Source organism: Limnobacter sp. SAORIC-580 (assembly GCF_013004065.1).
Classification (GTDB): domain Bacteria; phylum Pseudomonadota; class Gammaproteobacteria; order Burkholderiales; family Burkholderiaceae_B; genus Limnobacter; species Limnobacter profundi.
Genome location: NZ_CP053084.1, coordinates 1,104,713 through 1,130,070, shown reverse-complemented (window position 1 = coordinate 1,130,070; position 25,358 = coordinate 1,104,713). Strand labels below are relative to the sequence as shown.

Sequence of the window (25,358 nt, the reverse complement as noted above, 5' to 3'; positions counted from 1 at the left end):
ATGAAGATGCCGATTTACCTCGATTACAGCGCCACCACACCTGTGGATCCGCGTGTAGCCGACGCCATGATCCCTTTCCTGCGTGAAAGCTTCGGCAACCCGGCATCTCGCAGCCATGCCTATGGCTGGACCGCCGAGGAAGCCGTTGAAAAGGCCCGCGAAGATGTTGCAGCCCTGGTCAACGCAGACCCACGTGAAATCGTGTGGACTTCGGGTGCTACTGAATCGAACAACCTGGCCATCAAAGGTGCAGCGCTGTTTTACGGCGAAACCAAGGGTAAGCACATCATTACCGTGAAAACCGAACACAAGGCCGTGCTGGACACCTTCCGCGACTTGGAACGCCATGGCTTTGAAGCCACTTATATGGACGTTCAGGAAAACGGTTTAGTCGACATGGAAGCATTGAAGGCCGCCATTCGCCCAGACACAGTGCTGATTTCAGTCATGTTCGTGAACAACGAAATTGGCGTAATTCAAGATATTCCCGCCATTGGCGAACTGTGCCGCGAGAAAGGCATTATTTTCCACGTGGATGCCGCGCAAGCCACTGGCAAGGTTGAAATCGACCTGCAAAAGCTGAAAGTCGATTTAATGAGTTTCTGCGCCCATAAAACTTACGGCCCCAAGGGCATTGGTGCACTGTATGTGCGCCGCAAGCCCCGCATTCGCATCGATGCACAAATGCACGGTGGCGGCCATGAGCGCGGCATGCGCTCAGGCACCTTGGCAACGCACCAAATCGTGGGCATGGGCGAGGCATTCCGTATCGCCAAAGAAGAAATGGCCAGCGAACTGCCCCGCATGAAAGCACTTCGCGATCGCTTGCTGAACGGCTTGAAAGCCATCGACGAAATTTACGTGAACGGCGATCTTGAAAAGCGTGTTCCACACAACCTGAACGTGAGCTTCAACTTTGTGGAAGGCGAGTCGCTGATCATGGCTGTGAAAGACATTGCTGTGTCTTCAGGTTCGGCCTGTACATCGGCCTCTCTGGAACCTTCATATGTGTTGCGCGCCTTGGGTCGCAGCGACGAACTGGCGCACAGCTCGATTCGTTTCTCGATTGGCCGCTTCACAACCGAAGCCGACATTGATTTCACGATTGAATTGATGAAAACCAAAGTGGCGAAGTTGCGAGAATTGTCGCCCCTTTGGGAAATGCACCTGGACGGCGTCGACCTGAGCACCGTTCAATGGGCTGAGCACTGAAATATTTAAAGATTGAGGAGAAGTACCATGGCATACAGCGAAAAAGTTTTAGACCACTATGAAAACCCCCGCAACGTCGGTTCGTTCGAGAAGGGCGACGACGAAGTAGGCACAGGCATGGTGGGTGCACCAGCATGCGGCGACGTGATGAAGCTGCAAATCAAGGTGGGTGAAGACGGCGTGATCACCGATGCGAAGTTTAAAACCTATGGCTGCGGTTCAGCCATTGCATCCTCTTCATTGGTAACAGAGTGGGTCAAGGGCAAAACCCTGGACCAGGCTTTGGAAATCAAGAACACAGCCATCGCTGAAGAACTGGCATTGCCACCTGTAAAAATTCACTGTTCCATTCTGGCTGAAGACGCCATCAAGGCAGCAGTTGAAGATTACAAAAAGAAGCACGCTTAATTCATGAAGGAAGTTGACACCATGGCGATTACATTGACAGAACGCGCCGCCGACCACATCAGCAAATTCCTGACCAAACGCGGCAAGGGAATTGGCTTGCGCATTGGTGTGCGCACCACCGGTTGTTCCGGCATGGCCTACAAGCTTGAATTCGTGGATGTTGTTGCCGACGAAGACAATGTATTTGAAGCCCATGGTGTAAAACTGTTTGTTGACCCGAAAAGCATGCCCTATCTGGAAGGAATCGAGCTAGATTTCGCCCGCGAAGGCTTGAATGAGGGCTTCAAATTCAACAACCCGAACGAAAAGGCGCGCTGCGGCTGTGGTGAAAGCTTCACTGTGTAATGGCTAATTCGGCAATTAAGCTCAGCGACAATGACTTTGAAATTTTTGGGTTGCCCTGCCAGTTTTCACTGGACAGCGCAGCCCTTTCTGCATCTTACCTGCGCCTTCAAAGTCAAACCCACCCCGACCGTTTTGCAAATTCAAGTGCACAGGAAAAACGTTTGGCTGTTCAGTGGGCCACACGGGTGAATGAAGCATACAAGCGCTTGCAAAACCCGATGGAGCGCGCCATCTACTGGTGTGAACTGAACGGTGAAAACCCGCGTGGGCAGCAGAGCAACTTGCCACCAGCGCTCTTGATGCAGCAAATGGAATGGCGCGAGGCATTGGAAGAAATTGACGGCGCTGAGGCACTCGAAGAGTTGCTGGATGAGGTGGCCGCTGAAAAAAAACGTTGCTTGACGCAAATTGCGCAGCAAATTGACAGCGAGAAAAATGCGCAAGCGGCCAATGCCACAGCGCAAGCCTTGCTGTTCATCGACAAATTCATGATTGAGTTGACCAAAAAATTGGAGCAACTGGAGGACGCCAGCTAATGGCTTTGTTACAAATTGCCGAACCCGGTATGTCGACTGCGCCCCACGAGCACAGGCTTGCTGTGGGCATCGACCTGGGCACCACGCACTCGCTGGTGGCTAGCGTGCGAAGCGGCAGCGCTGAATGTTTGCCTGATTCTTCAGGCCGTGTAATTTTACCCAGCGTGGTTCGCTATGGCGAAACCGGCGTAAAAAACATGGGTGAAGACGCATTGGCTTGTGCCGACACTGACCCGTTCAATACGGTGTTTTCAGTGAAGCGACTCATGGGTCGCGGGTATGCTGATGTACAAGGCTTGAACCTGCCCTACCGCGTGAAAGATTCAGGCGGCATGGTTGAAATTGAAACTGATTACGGCACCAAAAGTCCGGTTGAAGTGTCTGCGGATATTCTGCGCAACTTGCGCAAACGCGCTGAAGCCACCTTGGGTGGTGAGCTGGTGGGCGCTGTGATAACTGTGCCCGCTTACTTCGACGATGCTCAACGCCAGGCTACCAAAGACGCCGCTCAGCTGGCTGGCTTGAATGTACTGCGACTGATCAACGAACCCACCGCCGCCGCCGTGGCTTATGGGCTTGATCAAAAAGCGCAAGGGCAATTTGTGGTGTTCGACCTCGGTGGTGGCACATTCGATGTGTCCGTTCTTCGCCTGCAAGCAGGCGTATTTGAGGTGCTCGCCACGGGTGGCGATTCTGCCTTGGGTGGCGACGATTTCGACCGGGCCATGGCCGATCACTTCATCGCGACGCACGGGTTTCAGGAACTGAACCCGCAACAGCGTTCACGCCTGGTGATGGCTTGCCGCCGAGTGAAGGAACAAATTTCGCATGAGCACACTGCCTTTCTCAGTGTTGAATTCAAAAGCGGTGAGACCATCGCTGAAACAGTGACCGCCGAGCAATTCGAGACCATTGTTGAACCGCTGGTGAAACGCACCATTCAGGTCGCACGCAAAACCCTTCGAGATGCTGGCTTAAGTACCGAGGAAATTGACGGTGTGGTCATGGTGGGCGGTTCTACCCGCATGCCAGTCATTCGCAAGGCAGTGAAAGCATTTTTTGGCAAAGACCCGCTGGTGAATCTGAATCCGGATGAGGTGGTTGCGATTGGTGCTGCCATTCAGGCAGATACGCTGGCTGGCAACCGAAGCGATGATGATTTGTTGCTGCTCGATGTCATTCCGCTGAGCCTTGGACTTGAAACCATGGGTGGTTTAACCGAGCGCGTGATCAACCGCAACAGCACCATTCCTGTGGCGCGTGCGCAAGAATTCACCACCTTCAAAGATGGTCAGACTGCCATGGCCATTCATGTGGTTCAGGGCGAGCGTGAACTTGTTTCTGAAAACCGTTCACTGGCCCGATTCGAGCTGCGCGGCATTCCACCCATGGTGGCTGGTGCTGCACGCATTCGCGTGACCTTTCAAGTGGACGCCGACGGCCTGCTGGCTGTGAATGCCATGGAAACAGGCTCAGGTGTTTCAGCGAACATCACAGTGAAACCCTCCTATGGGCTGGACGATGATCAAATTGCAGGCATGCTGAAAAACAGCTTTGAGTTCGCCGAAGCAGACATGAATGCACGTCAGCTTCGCGAGCAGCAAGTTGAAGCCATGCGTTTGGTGGAATCGGTTGAAGCAGCGATTGGCAAAGACAGTGAACTGCTCGACGCCAGCGAGCTTGAAACTATTAATGCCAGCGTGAATGCCTTGCGAGAATTGGCGCAAACCGATGACTTGCGCGCGATTGAAAAAGGCATTGAAGATTTGAGCCACCTGACCGAAGACTTCGCTGCTCGCCGAATGGACGCGGGTATTCGCAAGGCCTTGACCGGTAAAACCATTGAAACCGTCAGCACCACGCTGGGCGGTGCTTCGAAATAGAAGCGCATTAACCGAACACGAGAGATTAAGAAATGCCCATCATTAAAATTTTGCCCCATGAAAGTTTGTGCCCGGAAGGCAAAACTTTTGAAGCACCAACCGACTCACAACTGTGTGAAACCATCCTGGCCAATGGCGTTGCGCTGGAACACGCCTGCGAAATGAGCTGTGCCTGCACCACTTGCCATGTGGTGATCAAGGAAGGCTTCAACAGCCTGACTGAAAGCAGCGACGATGAAGACGATTTGCTGGACATGGCCTGGGGCTTGACACCACAAAGCCGGTTGTCTTGCCAGGTGAAAGTGGCCGACAAGGACCTGGTTGTTGAATTGCCAAAATACACCATCAACCACGCACGCGAAAATCATTGATCAAGGGAATAGCAACATGAAATGGACCGATACCCTGGACATTGCACTGGAACTGATTGACGCTCATCCCGATGTAGACCCGCAGTACATTCGCTTCACGGATTTGCACAAGTGGGTTTGCGCCTTGCCCGGCTTCAACGACGATCCGGAAAAGTCCAATGAGAAAATTCTGGAAGCCATCCAGATGACCTGGATTGAAGAGCAGGACTGATTACAACAAATCGTTGATGGGCAGCAAAGAGTAGAAAAACACGACGATTTTGCGCCATGTGGTGGCCTTGGGCTCCAGGTCATGCCGAATTTCCTGGCCACCATCCCGCTCTATCCACACCAACGAGTCATCGTCATCAAGCCGCACCTCATAGGCCATGGTTGGCAAAGCCTGAAATGCCAAATCAATCTGCGTGGCCAATGCCGTGCTCTGTATCAAAAAGCCCATCTCGGTATTCAGGTTCACTGATCGCGGATCAAAATTAAACGACCCCACAAACACACGCGAACCATCCACTGAAAAAGTTTTAGTGTGCAGGCTCGAACCAGAACTTCCAAGCATCGAATTGCGCTTACCCTGCCGCTTGTTTTGCACCCCTGCACTGCTTTTCAATTCAAACAGCTTAACACCGGCTTTCAACAACTCCACGCGCGTTTTTGCGTAACCCGAGTGCACTGCAGCCACATCGGTGGCCTCCAGAGAATTCGTCAAAATCTGTACATTCACACCAGCCTTGGCCAAGCGCGAAAAGAAAGCCACGCCCTTCTCAGTGGGGACAAAGTACGGCGACACCACACTCAAACTGAATTTCGGCTCGGCGATGAAATCCCGAAGCTCCGCGACCAGGTAGTCCTCCCGACTGGCTTCGTCCAAACCTTTGGCAGGGTCATCGCTGACCATGCGTACTTCGGTCCACTGCAGAGGTAATTTTCCGCTCAAAAATTCCTGCAAAAACACCGATTCGCGAACCTGTGTCGTGTAAACCGCAGCACGCTCTTGCTGCTCTGCGCTTAACTTCTCGCTGTCGAGTTGATCCAACACTGTGGATTCGGTGGGCAATAGAATTTTGCTCGATGGATAAGCAGAATCACTTTTCCAGTACAAATCAAAATCGCGAGACACAGCGTCAACCACCGTGCCAACACACAACATGTCGAGATCGGTGAACAATTCTGCATCAGTGGCACCGAAATACTCATCGCCGATGTTGCGACCGCCAGAGATGGTCACCATATTGTCCACGGTGAATGATTTGTTGTGCATTCGGCGATTGGCTCGTGAAAAGTCGGTGATGTACCCAAGCCACTTTGGATTGCGAATGACAAACGGATTGAACAGACGCACTTCAATGTTCGGGTGTCGATCAATCCGATTCAACTGATTGTCCAGGCCGGTGATGCCATTGTCGTCAAGCAACAAACGCACGCGCACACCGCGTTCCGCCGCTGCGAACAATTCATTCAACATCAAGGTGCCGGTGGTGTCGTTGCGCCACAAATACGATTGAATATCGATGGTTCGCTGCGCAGCGCGCGCCAATGCAACACGGCTGGCAAAAGCCTGCTTGGGATCTTGAATGGGGTAAATGCCGGCTTTGCCACGATTCTGTGCCAACCGGTCAGCCAGGGATTTTCCAAGTGTCGTTTCGCGGGCCAGTTGTGGACTGAGCGCGCTGGATTGGGTACGGTCGCTTAGCTGGGGCAAGGCACAACCTTGCAGAAACCCCGCCAGCAGCAATGCAATCAGTGAGAATTTCACGGTGTTGAACATGTTTGCCCGACCTGTGGGCGGTATTTTCAGCGAGAGCTGAAACCGCCTTTGTTTTTATCGCCAATCATCTGACGTGTGCACCAATATACTCTGGCACAGGCAGGCGACCTAATCATTTCAAGGCTTCGGCAACGCCTTCATGGAGTGAAGAATAGCCCGCCCAATGGCCTCGCGCTTGTACAAATCCTGAACCCGGTTGGGTGTGTCCATATTCAAAGCGAAATAGACTGGGCCACTGGACCACTCAACGTACCCAACCCACCAGCCGAACCGACCTTCCCAGCCGGTTTTGCCTCGCAGGATCCATTCTTTTTGGGCCTCGAGAACGATGATGTCTTTCACCAGCCTTTGATGTTCTACTTTAAATGGTAAGCGATTGGCGTACAGCTTTTGAAGAAACGCAATCTGCTCAAATGCATTGATTCGAATGTTGCCATCCAGCCAGTAGCCGTCCTTACCACCACTGGGGTCCGCATTCCCATAAGCAGACAAACGCAAGTACCGGCGTGCATTGTCTTCAGAAATTTGTCGGGCAATCCACTGGTACACCCACACCACGGAACCACGCATGGAGGAGCGCAAATTCTGGTCGGCATTCCAGAGATCGAACTCGCGCTTTGTACCATCCCACTCAAAAATCTGGAATTCATCCTTAACCACGCCTTCTTCAAGCGCAATCAAGGCGTGTGGAATTTTGTATGTGGACGCTGGAAGGTAAGGTGTTTTTGCGCGTTCAGTATTGAATACCTGATAGACGGGATCAACCCCCCGCGCATCCAGCACCACAATCGTTCCCTTGGCTTGATACTGATCAAATATCGATTGCCAATCTGTGCGTTCTACATAGCGTGGAATCGGGGAGTCGTTGGCCCAAGCAGAACAAAAGGCAAAGACCCCAAGGAATAAAAGAACCGCTCCATGGAAGGTCTTTGACCGAATCTGCGCCATCAACGGATGGCTGAATCTTTGTTGATGATATTGGTGATTTCGCTGTTGCTTAAGGTCGATGAATCGCATTTGGCATACCCGGTTCGCTCAGTCACCAGATAACGCACACCTGCGCTGTTTTGCAGACCGGTGTCTTTCTCCTTTTCCTCAATGGCGAGTTCATCATACTCAGCAGACGCGCAAGCCCGCTCCGCTCCGGTACGCCATGTTGTCCGGGCGGCTTCAAGATTGGTCCAAGGGGCGTGGTTTGAGCGAGCGTAAATGTAAAACAAGCCTGGACCCATTTCCTCTTGTTTGTAACCACCGCCCAGCATGTTGCTGCCTTTGGACAAATCATGGGTTGACGCACAACCCGCCAAACCAGCCACTACCAATGCAAACGCAAGTTTGTACACAATAAAACTCCACTGCCAATCAAAGAAAGGGCACATTGTGCCCCAGCCGGCGGCCGTTAAATGGCTTTGCCGTCGAAATCGCTGGCACTGTGCCGCTCAAGCACCTGCTCATTGGGCTCACCCCAAGCGCGATTCACCATTCGCCCACGAATAACCGCTGGCCGTTTGGCAATTTCATGGGTCCAGCGCAGCACATTGGTGTATGTGTGGGCCTCCAGAAACTCGGCAGCCTCGTACACCTTGTTGGTGACCAATGCACCGTACCAAGGCCAAATGGCCATGTCCGCAATCGTGTACTCACTGCCAGAAATGTACTCGTGGTCGGCCAGCTGACGATCCAGCACATCCAGTTGTCGTTTCACTTCCATCGCGTAGCGGTTGATCGGGTACTCATACTTCTCGGGCGCATACGCGTAAAAGTGTCCAAAACCACCACCCAGCATGGGCGCACTGCCCATTTGCCAGAACAGCCACGACAAGGTTTCTGTTCGTTTGGCTGGGTCGGTGGGCAAGAATGCCCTGAACTTCTCGGCGAGGTACAACAGGATAGACCCCGACTCAAATACTCGCGTAGCGGGGCTGATACTGCGGTCCAGCAAGGCTGGAATTTTGCTGTTGGGGTTCACTTCCACGAAGCCACTGCTGAACTGGTCGCCGTTGGAAATATTGATCAACCAGGCGTCGTATTCAGCACCTGTGTGGCCGAGAGCCAGCAATTCTTCCAGCATCACAGTGACCTTCACGCCATTGGGAGTGGCCAGAGAATAAAGCTGCAAGGGATGCTCGCCAACTGGCAATTCTTTGTTGTGCGTGGCACCGGCAATCGGGCGATTGATATTCGCAAACTTGCCGCCGCTTTCCTTGTCCCACACCCAAACCTTGGGTGGTGTATATTTCGTGTCGCTCATGGCTAAAACCTCACTTTGCTGACTGCTCAAAAAAATCCAAAGTTTAGGATACCCTCAGGGAATCATGTTTTGATGAATCCAGTGTCCGGTTTCGTCAAGATCGCAACGAAACCTGACATGCCCTTCCCGTTTCAATTCCAGCAGTTCAAGACTCAATACTTTCACGTTCAACACCACAAAGTTGGCGCGCGCTGTATCAAGGTCGTACACCAGATCGCCCCCAGTGAGTGCGTCACCGGGGGCGCTCAGGGTTGCGTAGTCTTTTCGGGCATATTCGGGGATACGTGCCCAAAGACTGTTCACAATCAATTCACTGGTCTGCGGCGCTGCAATGCCACATACTCGAAGCTGGGTGTTGCTGCGTGGGTTCCAAAACAAAAGCGCCACACGTGAGTCGTGGGCAATATCGGCCATTTTCTGGCTTCGGCGATCGGTGTAAAACACCAGTTGATGATCGTCCGTGTTTGCTGCCCTCAAGATGACCGAGCGCACTTGGGGTCCCTTCGGGCCTGCCGTGCTGAAACCCACGACACGCCAAGGGTGTTTTTTGTCCACCGTGGCGCGCACCAAAGTTTTCCAGATTTCTTCGGCATGGTTCATGCTTCTCTCCATGCTGTAAACGGGTTTTGTTTGTTCGGCTTCATTTTTGGGATTACACAGTGTCTATTCACGTTGCTCTGCGCCATATTACACGCTACCGCTACGATCGCCTGATCAACCTGGGCCCCCAAGTGGTGCGTTTACGCCCAGCCCCGCACTGCCGCACGCGCATTCTCTCCTACAGCATGAAGGTGTTGCCGCAAACCCACTTCATCAATTGGCAACAAGACCCGCAAAGCAATTACATGGGGCGCTTGATATTTCCAGAGCGCACCGAGATGCTGGAAATCGCGGTGGACCTTGTGGCTGAAATGTCAGTGCTGAATCCCTTCGATTTTTTCCTCGAAGAAGCGGCCGAATTCTTCCCCTTCAAATACGACGAATCACTGGACCAGGAACTGGCGCCTTACCTGGTGCCCTGCCACACAGGCAAGGCTTTTAACGCCTACATGGCCGAGATGAACTTGAGCCGGGTTAAGACCATCGATTTTCTAGTCGGCCTGAATCAGGATTTGGCAAAGCGAATCAAGTACCTGATCCGCATGGAGCCAGGGGTACAAACACCCGATGAAACACTGAGCAATGGCTCTGGTTCCTGCCGAGATACCGCATGGCTGATGGTACAAATTTTCCGCAGACTGGGCATGGCGGCCAGGTTTGCCTCGGGCTACCTGATTCAACTGACCAGCGACGTCAAAGCCATCGACGGCCCCGATGGCCCAGAGAAAGATTTCACGGACCTGCATGCCTGGTGCGAAGTGTATTTGCCCGGTGCTGGCTGGATTGGCCTCGACCCCACTTCAGGCTTATTGGCCGGAGAGGGCCACATCCCATTGGCCTGCACACCTGAACCCAGCAGCGCAGCACCCATCACCGGAACGCTGGATGAATGCGAAGTTGAGTTTGAACATGAAATGAGCGTGGAGCGCGTGTATGAATCGCCACGCACCAGCAAACCTTATTCTGATGAGCAATGGAAGGGCATTGAAGCACTGGGCTTTGAAGTGGACAAAGCACTTGACGCACTGGATGTACGCCTGACCATGGGTGGCGAACCCACTTTTGTGGCCAACACCGACCGGGGTGCTGCTGAGTGGAATATTGATGCACTGGGGCCCACCAAACGCGATTACGGCATCAAGATGCTGAACAAGCTCGCCAAATATTATGGCAAGGGCGGCCTGTATCACTTTGGTCAAGGCAAGTGGTACCCCGGCGAGCAGTTGCCGCGTTGGGCACTTTCGCTGTACTGGCTGAAAAGCGGTGAGCCAATCTGGAAAAACCCGCAACTGCTCAGCCATGAACAAGCGGACGGCAAATCCAACAACGCCACCGCCAAACAGTTTATGGAAGGGTTGTGCGGCCGCTTGGGGCTACACCCGCGCTACGTGATGCCTGGTTTCGAAGACGCCTGGTATTACATGTGGCGCGAGCGCAAACTGCCTGTGAATGTGGACCCATTCGATTCAAGGCTGGACGACCCACTTGAGCGCAAGCGCCTGAACAAGGTGTTTACTCAGGGTTTAACTGAGGAAGTGGGCTATTGCCTGCCCATTCAGTCGGCCAAAGGCCGATGGCGCACAGGGCGATGGTTTCTGCGCGACGAACGCATGTACCTGATTCCCGGCGATTCACCCATGGGCTATCGCCTGCCGCTGGATTCACAACCCTGGGTGGCTAAAAAGGACTATCCATACACCATTCCTGCCGACCCGTTCGCACCCCCTGCTCCTTCACGCGTGGCCCTTCAAAAACCGGGCGTGAAAACCAGCCAGGCCGATGACACAACACCTGTGCTGAAAGAGTCAGCCACCCACATTGTACGAACTGCCATGTGTGTGCAGGCACGCAACGGACATTTGTATGTGTTCATGCCCCCACTCGAGGTACTCGACGATTATCTTGAACTGGTAGCCAGAATTGAAGACACCGCCGACGCGATGAATCAGCCTGTGGTGCTGGAGGGTTACCCGCCCCCGCGCGACAAGCGGATGACCATGTTGCAAGTTACACCCGACCCAGGCGTGCTGGAGGTGAATGTTCAACCCAGCAAAAGCTGGGGTGAACTATTGCACCTGACCACGAATTTGTATGAGGAAGCGCGACTCATTGGCCTTTCTACCGAGAAATTCATGCTGGATGGCAGACACAGCGGCACGGGTGGTGGCAACCATTTCGTGATGGGCGGTGAAACCCCCGAACACAGCCCTTTTTTGCGCCGCCCTGATTTGCTGGGCAGCCTGCTTCGTTACTGGCACAACCACCCTGGCTTGTCGTATTTGTTCTCAGGCCTGTTTATTGGTCCGACCAGCCAGGCCCCGCGCGTAGACGAAGCACGCAGCGACCAAGTGCATGAACTTGAACTGGCACTCACTGAGCTGGATCGGCAAATGCAAAAGCACGGAGGCAACCCGCCACCGTGGATTATCGACCGCCTTTTGCGCAACATTCTGATCGATTCGACAGGTAACACCCACCGCAGCGAATTTTGTATCGACAAGCTGTACAGCCCAGACACCTCCACAGGCCGCTTGGGCCTGCTTGAGTTGCGTGCGTTCGAGATGCCACCCAATGCTCAAATGAGCCTTGCGCAGCAACTGCTGCTGCGCACCCTGATCGCTAAATTCTGGAAAACACCTTACACGGCAAGGCTCGTGAAATGGGGTACCCGCCTGCACGACCAGTTCATGCTCTCCACCTTCGTCAAAAACGACATCGCAGATGTTGTGGCCGATCTGAATGCTGCCGGTTTCCCGTTCCAGATGGACTGGTTTGCACCGCACTTTGCGTTCCGTTTTCCGAAGATGGGCGACTTTTCCAGCCGTGGTGTTGAGGTGGAGTTATTCAGCGCCCTAGAGCCCTGGCACGTATTGGGCGAGGAAGGCGCGCCCGGTGGCACTGTGCGGTATGTCGATTCCTCACTTGAACGCCTGGAAGTGAAAGTGAAAAACTTTGTCGATGAACGCTACACCCTGACCTGCAATGGTGTAAAAGTGCCCCTGCACAGCACGGGCACCGAGGGCGAATACGTGGCTGGCGTGCGCTACCGGGCCTGGCAACCACCCAATGCCCTGCACCCCACCATTGGCGTACACACCCCTTTGGTGTTCGATTTGATCGACACATGGAATGGCCGCAGCCTGGGTGGTTGCCAGTACCATGTAGCCCACCCGGGCGGGCGCAATTATGACCTATTCCCGGTGAATGCCTTCGAAGCAGAAAGCCGACGTCTAACCCGCTTCTTCCGCATGGGCCATACCCATGGCAAGGTTAGTGTAAAAAGCCCAAGTGGAAGACCCGAGTTCCCCATCACACTAGACCTAAGATGGTGTTAGGCATTTACAATAGGGCACCGAACTTTAGGCAGTGACCGCTTTGAGCGCGAACCCGAACACCACCCTAGCAAATGTCGAGGTGCCCTGGCAGCAGAGCATCCTTCAAGGCACCAGCGCGTACTACAGCGAGCTGGCGGTCAAAGGTGTTCTGCGCCCGGCATGGGCAGATTTCGTCAGCCGATTACCCACCACTGGGCTTAGCGACCATCTGGACAGCAAGCTCAATGCCCTGGCCAAGCAAATTCGGGACAACGGTATTACCTACAATGTGTACGCCGACCACGCACAGGGCACCTCGCGCCCTTGGTCGCTCGACTTGCTGCCTTTCATCATTGACCAGGCTGATTGGGCGGTACTGCAAACAGGCATTGCCCAACGTGCGCGCCTGTTGAATGCGATGATGGCCGACGTGTATAGCAAGCGCGAATTGCTTTCCAAAGGTCTGCTCCCGGCAGACCTGGTCTTTGGGCATTCAGGCTACCTGCCACAAATGCAAGGCACGGAACCACCTAACAAGGTGTGGCTGCACATGGTGGCGTTCGATCTCGGCCGCAGCCCGGATGGCAAATGGTGGGTGATCACCCATCGCATGCAGGCTCCCTCCGGGCTTGGGTATGCACTTGAGAACCGGCTGAGTATTTCGCGCAGTTTTACACGCGGCTTTCGAGAAATGCACATTCAGCATTTGGCCGGTTTTTACCGCGACTACATCGATGGTATTCGCAGGCTTTCGCCCAAGGGTGAAAATGCACGCATCGCCCTGCTGACCCCTGGCCCCTACAACGAAACTTACTTTGAACACACCTACCTTGCGCGTTACCTGGGTATTTCGCTGGTTGAAGGCAGCGACCTGACTGTGCGCAACAACAATGTGTTTCTAAAAACCGTGAATGGACTTGAGCCAATCGATGGATTGATTCGCAGAACGGATGACCAATGGCTAGACCCGCTCGAGCTGCGCGAGGATTCCCAACTGGGCGTGCCTGGCCTGTTGCAGGCCATTCGCACCGGTGGGGTTGTTATGGCCAATATGCCCGGCGCAGGCTGGTTGGAAAGCCCGGCCATACACGGCTTTATGCCGGGGCTGGGCCAACACTACCTTCAAGAAGATTTGCTGTTGCCCAGCGTGCCCAGCTGGTGGTGCGGCGAATCACCCGCATGGGCGCAGGCCAGCGAACGGCTGAACAACCTGGTGATTAAATCCACTGGACCCAACCGCCGAGGACGTACCATGGATTCCATCATGGGCTCGGAGCTGGATGAAATAGAGAAACGCGCCTGGTTGTCCAAGATCAGCCAGCGACCCTCGCAATACACCCTTCAGGAATTGATACCGCTTTCGCGCGTACCGATTTGGACTGGTGCGGGCGGCATTGAAGAACGCGCCATGATGCTGCGCCTGTTTGCTGTAACCGATGGACAAGGCAACTACACCGTGATGCCAGGTGGGCTGACCCGCGTGGCCGGTGACCAACACGGCATTGTGAGCATGCAAAAGGGTGGCACCAGCCTGGACACCTGGGTGCGCAGTGGCGAACCTGTCGAACGCACCACCAACCTGAAAGAAAAACTGCAAGCCAAAGATTTACAGGCGCTGCGCAGGCCAGTGTCTAGCCGGGCGGCGGAGCATTTGTTCTGGCTTGGCCGTTACACCGAGCGGGCCAGTTTTTCATTGCGTTTGCTACTGCGTGCCCAGTTGCTATTGAACGAAGAAGAGTACCTGGACACAACTACTCTGGGCCTCTTGCATGAATTGTGTGGAAAGCAGGGATTGAGTACCGAATTTGACCCGGCCGAACCACTGACCCAAGATGAACTTGAGGCCAATATTCTCGAGAGGCTTTGGTACAAAACTGGCCTAGATGAACCCGCAGCGGTGGGCCTTGCTGGGCAATTGAATGGTTTGGCCAATGTGGCTGGCCAATTGCGGGAGCGCTTGAGCAGCGGCCATTGGCGATTGCTGAACGATTGCGCCAAAGTGCTGATCGAGCCTGAGTGGGTACGTTTTCAACGCAGCTTGCCCACCGCTTCGCTGGAGCAGGTTCAGTTGTATTTGCTGGCCATGCACGGCGAACAAAGCGATCACATGACCCGCGACAACGGTTGGCGCTTTTTGCAGCTGGGCCGTCAGCTTGAACGTTTGTGCGGTGCCTGCGATTGTTTGCTGTCACTGACCAGCATGCCAGGGCGCGCGGGCGAACACGGTCTGGCTTTGGCCATCGCTTTGGCCGACAGTACCATCACCTACAGGTCGCGCTATCAACACCGCTTTGAGTGGTTGCCCACGCTCGACCTGTTGATCTTTGACGAAGATGCGCCCTATGCCATTCGCCGAATTCTGTATAAGCTGGACATTGTGATTGACCGCTTGCCCGGCGACACCAGCCAGATTCGACAACTGTTCAACAGCGTGTACCGCAATGGCGACATGCCGGACGGCCTGAGCCTGGAGGGACTGCAACCGCCCTTCCCGGCCGATACCGGGCGCAAATTGCGCGTTTGGCTGCAAGAATTACTCGACACGGCCTACAAAGTTTCAGACCTTGTGGGTGCCCAATATTTCAGACTGGCAGAGTTGCCCGACCAGGTCATTCAGGGAAGATAAATCAATGCCCTTCTCGGAAAGAAGAAAGGTGACCCATGTCACCGATTACGATTATCAACAGCCTGCGGAATGTTCGCAGCAAATTTGTATTTTGCAGCCGCAAGAAGGCGAAGGCATGGAAGCCGGGCCTTTGCGCAAGGGTCAAAGGCTGATTTCGCACACCTTGAAAATTCGCCCCAATCCGTCGACCGTACAAAGCAACACCGATGCATTCGGCAATGTCGTTCATCACTTCGAGATGAATTACCCACACGATCACCTCGAAGTGCACAGCGAAAGCGAAGTCGAGGTGAGCAGCTTTTTACACACGGGACCAATTGATGATTTGATCAGCCCAAGCTGGAATGAGTTGGTGGACCAGCTGCGCTACCAGGCTGGCCAAGCAATTTCCGACGATTACCAGTTCAGGTTTGAATCCAAGCATGTGCCCTTGCTCGATTCCCTGCGCGACTATGGCAGTCTTGATTTCTGGCCCGGACGCCAGGTGGTACACGCCGGGCAGGCCTTGATGCAGCGTATTTTTCGGGAATTCACCTACCAGAGTGGTTCCACCACCATCCACACCACTGTGGAAGAAGTGATGCAAAGCCGCGAGGGCGTTTGCCAGGATTTCGCACACGTGATGTTGGGTGTTCTGCGTTCATTGGGTTTGTCTGCACGCTATGTGAGTGGCTACATGCTGACGGAACCACCGCCCGGGCAACCCAAGCTGTTGGGTGCCGATGCCAGTCATGCCTGGGTTTCGCTTTGGTGTGGTCCTGATGTAGGGTGGGTAGACTTCGACCCGACCAACAACCAGTTGCCGGATATCCGGTATGTGACTGTGGCAGTTGGGCGAGACTACGCGGATGTGCCGCCGATGCGCGGAGTTGTGCATGGTGGTGGGGAACATACCTTGAAGGTGGCGGTGACGGTTTTTTAGACATCGCCAGTTTCTTGATTGCCTATGCGCCTGTTGCTTCACATCCCACCGGTTTCTTGACGGCCTCTGCGCATGTCGCTTCATCCCGCCTTGGCGGGCTTGAATCCCTTCTTGATTGCTGGCTCGGTTCATGCGAAACGCAAAAGCGTCTTCGCATCGCTTCCTGGCGGAAGCGCCCCTCGCTGTGCATCAAGCGGGCAGCCCACCTGAAATCGGCGAGATGAAGCAACAGGCGCAGAGACTTAAAAAAGCCTGTGATAATCCTTTCAAGATGGAATATCCTTGGATGACTGCTTGAACACCTTCGACTGTCCAGATTTATCGACTTCGAAGCTGTATTCACCTTCTGTCATATTGATTCGATATGAGAAGCGGCCACGCACCCCGACTTCGTTTGTACTCAGCTCATAGAAACATTCATCTGAACTGGCGCAACCTTCCTGAAAGAGAAAGCGGCTAGTCCGTTCATCGATCCAGTCAGACCTGATTTCTTGATCGTCCACCCTGATCAAAATGGGTTTTCCTTCGATACTGCAAAAATTCTCGATCACCGAAAAATTTTCAGCCTTGAAAACCAACTCACAATCAGTTTTCGACTGTAGATGTAATCGAACCAGCGACGAATCATTAGATTTTGAACATGCCACCGATATCTGGATAAAGATCAAAGCGAGAAAAATTTTCAAACTTTGCATAATTCTTCTTTCTCCAAAAAGCGCGAGGGATCAATCTGGATTCCTTTGAAGGTGATCTCAAAGTGAATATGGTTTGTGATACCGGGATACTTGATTGTCAAATCTTGAGCCGTTCCAATCAATTCGCCCTGCTTCACAGTTCTTCCCACAATTTCTTTAAGCGGATCGAGATAAAAGAGTTTGACCGAATAGCCTACGTATCGTCCGATACCTTCGATCACCACACCCCTAAATCTCTCATCGGACTTATAAGGAATAGCTACGCGAACAATTTTTCCAAATATTGGAGAATAAACGTCGTCACCAGCCTTAACATTAAAATCTACTCCACTGTGGAGCCTCGCTCCGCGTGAGGCGGCAAATCGCCCTTGCCCGAAAGAATCAGTCCCTCGCACTGTATTTGACCCGGTCGGTGAACAAAACAAGGTACTTTCAATGTTGGACATGATTAAACCTCCAAAAATAAAAATGGAGTTTAGTGAAGTGTGTTTAGGCGACCAAACTCATACCCCGTTCTGAATCACCCGGGGGTAGATTCACCGCATGTGTCGCGCCGTTCCGCCGATCTCAGGTGGGCTTCCCGCTTGATGCGCAGCGAGGGGCGATTGCGAAAGCAATCGATGCGAACACGCTTTTGCGTTTCGCATGAACCGAGGCAGCAATCAAGAAGGGATAAAAGCCCGCCTTGGCGGGACGGTGCGACACGTGTGGTGAACTTACAAGTGGGGAGAACCAACAAGTACATCGAATACAAACCGCGCACGGTGCTGTAAACACGCATGCACGGTGAGTCAAACTTGATTAGTCTTCGCGCCTTAAATGGGGAAACAAAATCACATCGCGAATGTTGGGGCTATCGGTGATCAGCATCATCAGACGGTCGATACCAATGCCGCAACCGCCGGTGGGTGGCATGCCATATTCAAGCGCACGAATAAAGTCGGCATCAAAGAACATGGCCTCATCATCGCCCGCTTCTTTGGCCTCAACCTGCTTTTTGAACCGGTCGGCTTGGTCTTCCGGATCGTTCAACTCAGAAAAACCATTGGCAATTTCACGGCCAGTGATGAACAATTCAAATCGTTCAGTGATTTGTGAATTCGCATCGGATGCGCGCGCCAAGGGTGACACTTCAACCGGGTAGTCCACGATGAAAGTGGGTTCCCACAACAGGCTTTCCGAGGTTTCTTCGAACAGGGCCAACTGCAATGCACCGATGCCCGCGTTTTTCAGCGCAGGCTCTTTGTCCACATGCACACCTTTCTTGGCCAAGGCCTTTTTCAGACAGTCGATGTTTTGCAAGTCTTCCGTGCCATATTCCGGGAAGTATTTTTGAATGGCTTCAACAATTGTCAGGCGTGCAAAAGGCTTGGACAAATCCAGTTCGCGGCCTTGGTAAGTCAACTTCGCACTGCCGGTCGCAGTGGTGGCAGCGTGTTGAATCACCTGCTCGGTGAAGTCCATCAAGTCGCGGTAGTTCCAGTACGCCGCATAGAATTCCATCATCGTGAATTCCGGGTTGTGGCGTGGGCTGACACCCTCGTTGCGGAAATTGCGATTGATCTCGAACACACGCTCGAAACCGCCCACAATCAGGCGCTTCAAATACAGTTCGGGCGCAATGCGCAAGTACATTTCCATGTCCAGTGCATTGTGGTGGGTAATGAAAGGCTTCGCCGATGCACCGCCAGGAATGGGGTGCAACATGGGCGTTTCCACTTCAAGAAAGCCGTGGTTTGCCATGAAATTGCGAACAGACGACATGGCCCGTGAACGCGCAACAAAGGTGTCACGTGTTTGCTCGGAAACGATCAAGTCCACGTAACGCTGGCGGTACTTGATTTCCTGATCGGCCAAGCCATGAAACTTGTCGGGCAGCGGGCGCAGGCTTTTCGCCAGCAAGTGAATTTCCGTGCAGTGCACGCTCAACTCGCCCTTGTTGGTTTTAAACAGCTTGCCTTTGGCCGCAATAATATCGCCCAAATCCCAGTGCTTGAATTCACCGTGAACGTCTTCGCCAACGCCTTCATTGTTGATGTAAAACTGAATGCGGCCGGTGCCATCTTGCACGGTTGCAAAACTGGCCTTGCCCATCACGCGCTTTAACATCATGCGACCAGAAACAGACACTTCAATGCCCTGCGGATCGAGGGTTTCTTTGTCCAGCAAGCCATATTTGGCATGCAAATCGGCAGCGCGGTGCTCAGGTTTGAAGCCGTTGGGGAAAGGCTGGCCTTTCTCACGCAATTTGGCCAGCTTGCCACGGCGCTCGGCAATAATCTGATTCTCGTCAACTGGCTGTTCGTCACCAGCGGCTTGTATTTTGTCGTTCATGGTTTAGATACCTTGCTTCAAGCTGGCTTCAATGAATGGGTCGAGGTCGCCATCGAGTACGCGCTGGGTGTTGGAAATTTCCACACCTGTTCGCAGGTCTTTGATGCGGCTGTTGTCCAGCACATAGCTGCGAATTTGATGGCCCCAGCCCACATCGGTTTTGGTGTCTTCCAAGGCCTGTTGCTCGGCCATGCGCTTGCGCATTTCAAACTCGTACAGCTTGGCTTTCAACATGCCCCAGGCTTCATCGCGGTTGCGGTGCTGGGAACGGTCGTTCTGGCACTGCACCACAATACCGGTTGGAATGTGGGTTAAGCGAACCGCAGAATCGGTTTTGTTAATATGCTGGCCACCTGCACCACTGGCGCGGTAGGTGTCGGTGCGAACATCGGCCGGGTTGATTTCGATTTCAAAAGAATCATCCACTTCCGGGTACACAAACAGCGATGCGAAAGAGGTGTGGCGGCCACCGGAGGAATCGAAAGGTGATTTGCGAACCAAGCGGTGCACACCCGTTTCGGTGCGCAAATAGCCGAAAGCATATTCACCCTCCACTTTGACTGTGGCCGATTTGATACCCGCCACATCGCCGTCCGATTGCTCCATCACCTCGACTTTGAAGCCTTTGCGTTCGCAGTAGCGTAGGTACTGGCGCAACAAAATGCTGGCCCAGTCTTGGGCTTCCGTGCCTCCTGCACCTGCGGTGATGTCGATAAAGCAATTGGCCGGGTCGGCCGGGTTGCTGAACATGCGGCGGAATTCCAGATCGGCAATGATCTTTTCATATTCGGCCACATCGCTTTCAATTGCTTCAAGCGTGTCGAAGTCGCTTTCGGCTTGCGCCATTTCAACAAGTTCTTGCGCGTCGCTAATGTTGGCTTGCACAGTGTTCATGGTGACTACCACGCCATCGAGCATCTTTTTTTCTTTGCCCAGTTCCTGCGCATGTTTGGGGTCGTTCCAAACGTTGGGATCTTCCAGTTCGGCGTCAACTACCGTGAGTCGTTCGGCCTTGCGGTCGACGTCAAAGATACCTCCGCAACTGGCCAGCGCGGTCGGCAAGGTCAGTCAGGGCGTTGATGATGGCATTCAGGCGTTCGGCTTCCATGTTTCTCTAACAAATTCAATGTGCGTAACCCGATATTGTAACGCAAGCCACCCTACAACACATGCTCCACAATGATTTGCACGGCATCGCCACCCGTGAACGTGTCCCGCTCGAACCGGTAAGCCAGTTTTACCTTGGCTGGCAGGGCTTCCACGGCGCGCCAGCGCAAAGCCACAAAGGTTTTGCCGTCGCGGCGCAAAGTAAACTTGCTGTGGGCATTTTTCAGCAAACGGTGCTCGACCACCTCAAATTCATCACAAAACAAGGGCGCCGGGAAGCCTTGCCCCCACACCTGTGTTTCCAACAGATCAGCAGCACTGGCGGCAATGTAGTCGGCGGGAATTGAACCATCGGTTTCTACCACCTGCGTCAGCGCGCTGGGATCGCTCAAATCCAGAATCGCTTTGGCAAATTCAATTTTGAACTGTTCAATCGCGCCTTCCGCAATGGTTAAACCCGCCGCCATGGCGTGGCCACCAAACTTGGGCATGCTGCCTTCAGGCAGTCGCTTGCACACCAAATCCAGTACGTCGCGCAAATGAACACCCTGCACGGAGCGACCACTGCCCTTCCAGAAACCGTCATCGCCCGGGGCCAGTGCAATGGTGGGGCGGTATAGGCGCTCTTTGATTCGTGAGGCCAAAATACCGATTACCCCCTGGTGCCAGGTGCTGTGCGCCACCACAATGCCGGCTGCAGGTTCGTCCTGACTAATGAATTTTTCGATGTCTTCCAAGGCATCGCGTTTCATGTCGGCTTCAATGCGCTTGCGTTCTTCGTTCATTTTCCCAAGCTGGGCAGCCAAAGCGCCGGCCTCGCCTGCGTCGTCGGCCAACAGGGTACGGATACCAATGGCCATGTCGGCCAAACGGCCAGCTGCATTTAAGCGCGGGCCCAGGGCAAAGCCCATGTCAGCGGCTGTGGCCTTGCGGGGGTCACGGCCAGCCTCGTGAAACAAGGCCAACATGCCAGGCTGGGCACGGCCTGCACGGATGCGCTGCAAACCATGCGCCACCAAACGGCGGTTGTTGGCGTCCAGTTTCACCACATCAGCCACAGTGCCCAAAGCCACCAAATCAAGCAGAGAATCGATACGGGGCTGAGTGGCCGCATCAAAAACGCCACGCTCACGCAACACTGCACGGGTGGCCAACAACACATAAAACATCACCCCCACCCCGGCAATCGACTTGCTCGGAAATTCACAACCAGACTGGTTGGGGTTCACAATGGCCAGTGCTTGGGGCAACTGGTCGCCGGGCAAATGGTGATCGGTCACAATGACACCAATGCCCAGTTCATTGGCTTCGTTCACGCCTTCCACACTGGCAATGCCGTTGTCCACGGTCACCAGCAAATCGGGCTCAAACTGCTGAGCAGCAAGTTGAACAATTTCAGGACTCAGGCCGTAACCGTATTCAAACCGGTTGGGCACCAAAAAATCGATGTGGTACTTGGCGGCTTCTTCGTCAGCACCCAGGCTTTGCAGCAACATGCGCAAACCACGAACACCCACCGCCGTGGCTGTGGCGCCATCGCAATCGTAATCACCCACCACCACAATGCGGGCTCCAGCTTCCAGCGCGTCTGCCAGAATTTCTGCGGCCTGCTCAATGCCCTTGAGCTGAGCCGGTGGAATCAAATCGGCCAGCCGGGTTTCAGCTTCGGCCTGAGAATCCACGCCCCGCGCTGCCATGAGGCGTGCCATCAAGGGGTGCATGCCCTGGCTGCGAAGTACTGCTTCAACTTGAGGGCGAGGGGTTCTAACCCGGTGCTGAACTATATTGGTATTCATTACCGGCCCTCCCATTCAGCCTGAATGCTGTCTTGGTCTCGCTGACCCTGTTGCCAAGCGGCTTGAAGGTCTTCCTCGGAAGGACCTTCCTGCATTTCAGGCTCGCCCAGTAAGGCCCAATCGGGTTTGTTTTGCCAAAACTTGAATCGATTCATCCAGTTGCTTTTTAAAGTTTTCCAGCCATTGTTGCCCAACAGCACCCAGTTGAAGGCCAGACCGGCCAGGCGCATGGGTTGCAGCACCTCGCTTTCCAGCAGTTTGAACACGCCAATATTGCCGCCCCAACCTTGAAAGTTCACGCAGTAGACATGGTCGGGTTTTACATCCGTGCCCGTACCAAGCTGACTTAACAGTTGGGTCCAGAACACAAATCGATTCACGGCCTCATCTGCGCCATCGGTCATTTTTACGGCATCAAATACACCGTCTTCGGAAACGGATTTCACACGTGGCAAGGCGACATCGGTTTGCCAAGCCTCACCGCCACCCCAAAACCACAACGCATTCAGGGGCTTCAAACCCTTGGCTTCGCGAACCTTGTTGAATTCGGCGTTGTGCAACTCCACCTGCATATTCAGCCACATGCGCCGCCAGTCGCTGCATTCATGGTTCATGGGCAGGTAGTCCGTCAATCGAATACCCTGCACCGACCAGGGCGACGCCTGTTCCATAGGCACTGGCGTCGGGTTGCTGAGCAGGCTGTGAAAACCTGCCGGTGTGTTGAATGTCCAACCGTGTTGCTGCAACAGGGGCATCACCACGTTCCAGAAGGCATCCAGGTCAGACTGGCCCACCAGCAATACCTCGGGCGGCGAAAAACGCACACCATCCCGCTCAATTTCAAGACACCCAACCGTGCTCCAAAACCGGGTGAAAGGCGTTACTTGCGCTGCGTCGGCCTCAAGCTTGGGCATTTCAAGCATGGCCCAGGCCGGGTACTGGTCGAACTTTGCTTGCGCTTGGGAATCCAAGTAGCGCATCAGCCAGGCTTCGATACGGTCCAGCCCATCGGCATTTTGATATTCAGGCGCAGCGTTTCGGGCCATGGTTTGTAACAAACCGGCTGGCAGGCCCGCAAAAGACTGGGCCCGCGAATTGGCAGACAGGCGTTCCAGCGCCATTTCGGGCACAAGAATGTTGGGAACGAACACCCACAAAGGCGCATTGCTAGGTTTGGACACGGTTTTATTCACACTACAATGAGAGCGCCTTGAAACTTCAAGAGCGCATTTGAACAATTCGGGACAATTTGTGATTAGTTTACCCTTTGATGTTGAAATTGCACTGCGCTATGTGCGCGGTGGTGGCCATAGAAGCCGTGACAAATTCATTTCCTTTATTTCCGGATTGTCCATGGCTGGCATTGGGCTTGGTGTCGCAGCGCTGATCGTGGTGTTGTCCGTCATGAACGGCTTTCAAAAAGAGGTGCGCGATCGCATGCTGTCGGTGATTGCACACATCGAGGTACTGGCGCCCCAAGAGGGCTTTGACAACCCCGAGGCCTTGGTCGGTGCAATCAAGGCGGCCAACCCCAAAGTGATTGGTGCTGCGCCCTATGTCGCTGGCGAAAGCATGCTGGCGCACGGCGATCTTCTGCGCCCTGCCATTGTTCGTGGCATCGACCCTGCCCAGGAACGCGAAGTATCTGATTTCAAAGAAGTCATTTCCGGAAGCCTGAGCAACTTGCAAGCAGGCGAATTCCGCGTGGTGCTGGGGATCGAGTTGGCCAAACAAATTGGAGTCAGCGTGGGTGACCGCATCACGCTGATTGCTCCTTCCGGCCAAATGACGCCCGCCGGCATGATTCCGCGCCTGAAAGCATTCGAAATTACCGCATTGGTGAGCACCGGCCACTATGAGTACGACAGCGGCCTGGTGTTGATGAACCTCGACGACGCTGCCCGCTTTTACCGCAGCCTTGGACCAACCGGTATTCGCGTGAAGTTGAACGACATGGATGCAGCGCCGTTTGTCGCCCGCGACATTGAACGCCAATTGCCACCCACGGTGTGGGTTCGCGATTGGTCGGTGCAAAACCGCACCTGGTTTGCCGCGGTACAAACCGAAAAACGCATGATGTTCATTATCTTGACCCTGATTATTGCGGTAGCCGCATTTAACCTTGTGTCAATGCTGGTCATGACCGTGAAAGACAAGCGCGGGGAAATCGCCATTCTGCGTACCTTGGGCGCCAGTCCGTTTGCCATTCAGCGAATTTTCATGTTGCAAGGTGCACTGGTCGGCTGGATCGGTACTTTCTTGGGTGTAACAGCAGGTTGGTTGCTTGCCATTAATTTGGGCACAATTGTGCCCGCCATTGAACGGGCGCTCAGCGTTGAGTTTTTGCCAAAATCAATTTACTTCATCAGCCAGTTGCCTTCCGACCCTCGCGCAAGCGATGTGGTCACCATCGTAACCGTGGCCTTGGTACTCAGCGTGCTCAGCACCATTTACCCAAGCTGGCGTGCATCGCGTGCCGAACCTGCGGAGGCCCTGCGTTATGAGTAATGTTGTTCTGGAAACCAAAAACCTCAGCAAGGCATTCAAGGGGATCACTGCGAATGACCAAGCCACGCAGGTCATCAAAAACCTGAACTTTCAAGTGCAGGCTGGCGAAACCGTCGCGATTGTGGGTGCCTCTGGTGCGGGTAAAAGTACCTTGCTGCATGTGCTGGGTGGTCTTGAAAAAGCCGACAGCGGTTCAGTGCTTTGGGCGGGCCAGGCCATCGAGCCATGGTCTGTTCGCAAACTGGGCATGGAACGCAACAAAACCCTGGGCTTCATTTACCAGTTTCACCATTTGCTGCCCGAATTCCATGCGCTGGACAATGTGGCCATGGCCCTTCGCATTGGCGGTGAGAACAAACAGGTGGCCCGTGAAAAAAGTGCGGTGCTGCTGAAACAATTTGGCTTGGAGCACAGGCTGAACCATCGCCCCGCGGAATTGTCCGGTGGTGAACGCCAACGCGTGGCGATTGCCCGCGCCATGGTGACCAATCCGAAAGCCATTTTGGCCGACGAACCCACGGGTAATCTGGACCAGGACACCGCCGACCAAGTGTTTGAAAGCCTGATTCACAGCAAGGCGGCCAACAAATCAGCCTTGATTATCGTGACGCATTCCATGGAACTGGCCCGCAAATGCAGCAAGGTGTTGCGTCTTGAGAAAGGTGAACTGAAAGCGGAATGAATTAGC

Annotated in this window: 23 protein-coding genes; 12 read left to right on the top strand and 11 right to left on the bottom strand. The window is 53.9% G+C overall.

Features of this window, described 5'->3' with window-relative positions:
- The 7 genes from HKT17_RS05320 to iscX are packed head-to-tail and all read left to right on the top strand — an operon-like array spanning position 1 to position 4,966.
- Entirely contained in the window at positions 1-1,212 is a 1,212-nt protein-coding gene (locus HKT17_RS05320; protein ID WP_171098389.1) for an IscS subfamily cysteine desulfurase, read from the top strand.
- 27 nt (positions 1,213-1,239) lie between these two features.
- Positions 1,240-1,620 (top strand): Fe-S cluster assembly scaffold IscU, encoded by a 381-nt coding sequence (gene iscU / locus HKT17_RS05315; RefSeq protein ID WP_008251917.1) that lies wholly within the window; start codon positions 1,240-1,242, stop codon positions 1,618-1,620.
- Positions 1,621-1,641: 21 nt separating this feature from the next.
- The gene (iscA, locus tag HKT17_RS05310; protein ID WP_130556831.1) at positions 1,642-1,965 is read left to right on the top strand and encodes an iron-sulfur cluster assembly protein IscA; all 324 of its coding nucleotides are present in this window, start codon (positions 1,642-1,644) and stop codon (positions 1,963-1,965) included.
- Complete coding sequence (gene hscB / locus HKT17_RS05305) at positions 1,965-2,501, top strand: Fe-S protein assembly co-chaperone HscB (RefSeq protein WP_171098387.1); 537 nt, start codon at positions 1,965-1,967, stop codon at positions 2,499-2,501. The genes iscA and hscB overlap by 1 nt, the downstream gene beginning before the upstream one ends.
- The gene (gene hscA, locus HKT17_RS05300) at positions 2,501-4,384 is read left to right on the top strand and encodes a Fe-S protein assembly chaperone HscA (protein ID WP_171098385.1); all 1,884 of its coding nucleotides are present in this window, start codon (positions 2,501-2,503) and stop codon (positions 4,382-4,384) included. Before hscB ends, hscA begins: the two co-directional genes overlap by 1 nt.
- Before the next feature lie 32 nt (positions 4,385-4,416).
- Positions 4,417-4,755, top strand: coding sequence for an ISC system 2Fe-2S type ferredoxin (gene fdx / locus HKT17_RS05295; RefSeq protein WP_171098382.1), 339 nt, complete (start codon positions 4,417-4,419; stop codon positions 4,753-4,755).
- A 16-nt stretch (positions 4,756-4,771) separates the two neighbouring features.
- The gene (gene iscX / locus HKT17_RS05290; RefSeq protein WP_105029833.1) at positions 4,772-4,966 is read left to right on the top strand and encodes a Fe-S cluster assembly protein IscX; all 195 of its coding nucleotides are present in this window, start codon (positions 4,772-4,774) and stop codon (positions 4,964-4,966) included.
- On the opposite strand, the gene HKT17_RS05285 is transcribed toward iscX, so the two are convergent.
- From HKT17_RS05285 to HKT17_RS05265, 5 genes are all read right to left on the bottom strand, one after another.
- Positions 4,967-6,517 (bottom strand): phospholipase D family protein, encoded by a 1,551-nt coding sequence (locus HKT17_RS05285; protein ID WP_171098380.1) that lies wholly within the window; start codon positions 6,515-6,517, stop codon positions 4,967-4,969.
- 117 nt (positions 6,518-6,634) lie between these two features.
- Positions 6,635-7,465 carry a class D beta-lactamase gene (gene blaOXA, locus HKT17_RS05280; RefSeq protein WP_171098378.1) on the bottom strand — a complete coding sequence of 277 codons (831 nt, stop codon included), beginning with the start codon at positions 7,463-7,465 and terminating at the stop codon, positions 6,635-6,637.
- Positions 7,465-7,860 (bottom strand): hypothetical protein, encoded by a 396-nt coding sequence (locus HKT17_RS05275; protein ID WP_171098376.1) that lies wholly within the window; start codon positions 7,858-7,860, stop codon positions 7,465-7,467. The genes blaOXA and HKT17_RS05275 overlap by 1 nt, the downstream gene beginning before the upstream one ends.
- A gap of 56 nt (positions 7,861-7,916) precedes the next feature.
- Positions 7,917-8,768, bottom strand: a complete 852-nt coding sequence (yghU, locus tag HKT17_RS05270; RefSeq protein WP_171098374.1) for a glutathione-dependent disulfide-bond oxidoreductase — start codon at positions 8,766-8,768, stop codon at positions 7,917-7,919.
- A gap of 54 nt (positions 8,769-8,822) precedes the next feature.
- Positions 8,823-9,368, bottom strand: coding sequence for a pyridoxamine 5'-phosphate oxidase family protein (locus HKT17_RS05265; RefSeq protein WP_171098372.1), 546 nt, complete (start codon positions 9,366-9,368; stop codon positions 8,823-8,825).
- Between the two features lie 59 nt (positions 9,369-9,427).
- Here HKT17_RS05265 and HKT17_RS05260 point away from each other — a divergent pair, with 59 nt between their 5' ends.
- The 3 genes from HKT17_RS05260 (at position 9,428) to HKT17_RS05250 (ending at position 16,230) form a co-directional block, all read left to right on the top strand.
- The gene (locus HKT17_RS05260) at positions 9,428-12,703 is read left to right on the top strand and encodes a transglutaminase family protein (protein WP_171098370.1); all 3,276 of its coding nucleotides are present in this window, start codon (positions 9,428-9,430) and stop codon (positions 12,701-12,703) included.
- A 79-nt stretch (positions 12,704-12,782) separates the two neighbouring features.
- Complete coding sequence (locus tag HKT17_RS05255) at positions 12,783-15,308, top strand: circularly permuted type 2 ATP-grasp protein (RefSeq protein WP_171098368.1); 2,526 nt, start codon at positions 12,783-12,785, stop codon at positions 15,306-15,308.
- A 4-nt stretch (positions 15,309-15,312) separates the two neighbouring features.
- Entirely contained in the window at positions 15,313-16,230 is a 918-nt protein-coding gene (locus HKT17_RS05250) for a transglutaminase family protein (RefSeq protein ID WP_171098366.1), read from the top strand.
- Between the two features lie 266 nt (positions 16,231-16,496).
- Here the strand turns inward: HKT17_RS05250 and HKT17_RS05245 are convergent, their stop codons facing one another.
- The 6 genes from HKT17_RS05245 to HKT17_RS05220 form a co-directional block, all read right to left on the bottom strand.
- The gene (locus HKT17_RS05245; protein WP_171098364.1) at positions 16,497-16,925 is read right to left on the bottom strand and encodes a hypothetical protein; all 429 of its coding nucleotides are present in this window, start codon (positions 16,923-16,925) and stop codon (positions 16,497-16,499) included.
- Complete coding sequence (locus HKT17_RS05240; protein ID WP_171098362.1) at positions 16,913-17,371, bottom strand: M23 family metallopeptidase; 459 nt, start codon at positions 17,369-17,371, stop codon at positions 16,913-16,915. Before HKT17_RS05240 ends, HKT17_RS05245 begins: the two co-directional genes overlap by 13 nt.
- A gap of 355 nt (positions 17,372-17,726) precedes the next feature.
- Positions 17,727-19,259 (bottom strand): lysine--tRNA ligase, encoded by a 1,533-nt coding sequence (gene lysS, locus HKT17_RS05235; RefSeq protein ID WP_171098360.1) that lies wholly within the window; start codon positions 19,257-19,259, stop codon positions 17,727-17,729.
- Between the two features lie 3 nt (positions 19,260-19,262).
- A protein-coding gene (gene prfB, locus HKT17_RS05230; protein WP_171098359.1) for a peptide chain release factor 2 occupies positions 19,263-20,367 on the bottom strand; the annotation gives its coding sequence in 2 pieces (ribosomal slippage) (positions 19,263-20,285 and positions 20,287-20,367; 1,104 coding nt in all).
- A gap of 52 nt (positions 20,368-20,419) precedes the next feature.
- Positions 20,420-22,162: a single-stranded-DNA-specific exonuclease RecJ gene (gene recJ / locus HKT17_RS05225; RefSeq protein WP_205882508.1), complete on the bottom strand. Its 1,743-nt coding sequence runs from the start codon at positions 22,160-22,162 to the stop codon at positions 20,420-20,422.
- Positions 22,162-23,343, bottom strand: coding sequence for a hypothetical protein (locus tag HKT17_RS05220; protein WP_171098357.1), 1,182 nt, complete (start codon positions 23,341-23,343; stop codon positions 22,162-22,164). Before HKT17_RS05220 ends, recJ begins: the two co-directional genes overlap by 1 nt.
- Positions 23,344-23,416: 73 nt before the next feature.
- On the opposite strand from HKT17_RS05220, the gene HKT17_RS05215 reads away from it, so the two are divergent.
- Both HKT17_RS05215 and HKT17_RS05210 read left to right on the top strand, forming a co-directional pair.
- Positions 23,417-24,670, top strand: a complete 1,254-nt coding sequence (locus tag HKT17_RS05215) for a lipoprotein-releasing ABC transporter permease subunit (RefSeq protein WP_171101390.1) — start codon at positions 23,417-23,419, stop codon at positions 24,668-24,670.
- Complete coding sequence (locus tag HKT17_RS05210; RefSeq protein ID WP_008251880.1) at positions 24,663-25,352, top strand: ABC transporter ATP-binding protein; 690 nt, start codon at positions 24,663-24,665, stop codon at positions 25,350-25,352. The genes HKT17_RS05215 and HKT17_RS05210 overlap by 8 nt, the downstream gene beginning before the upstream one ends.
- Positions 25,353-25,358 lie beyond the last annotated feature (6 nt).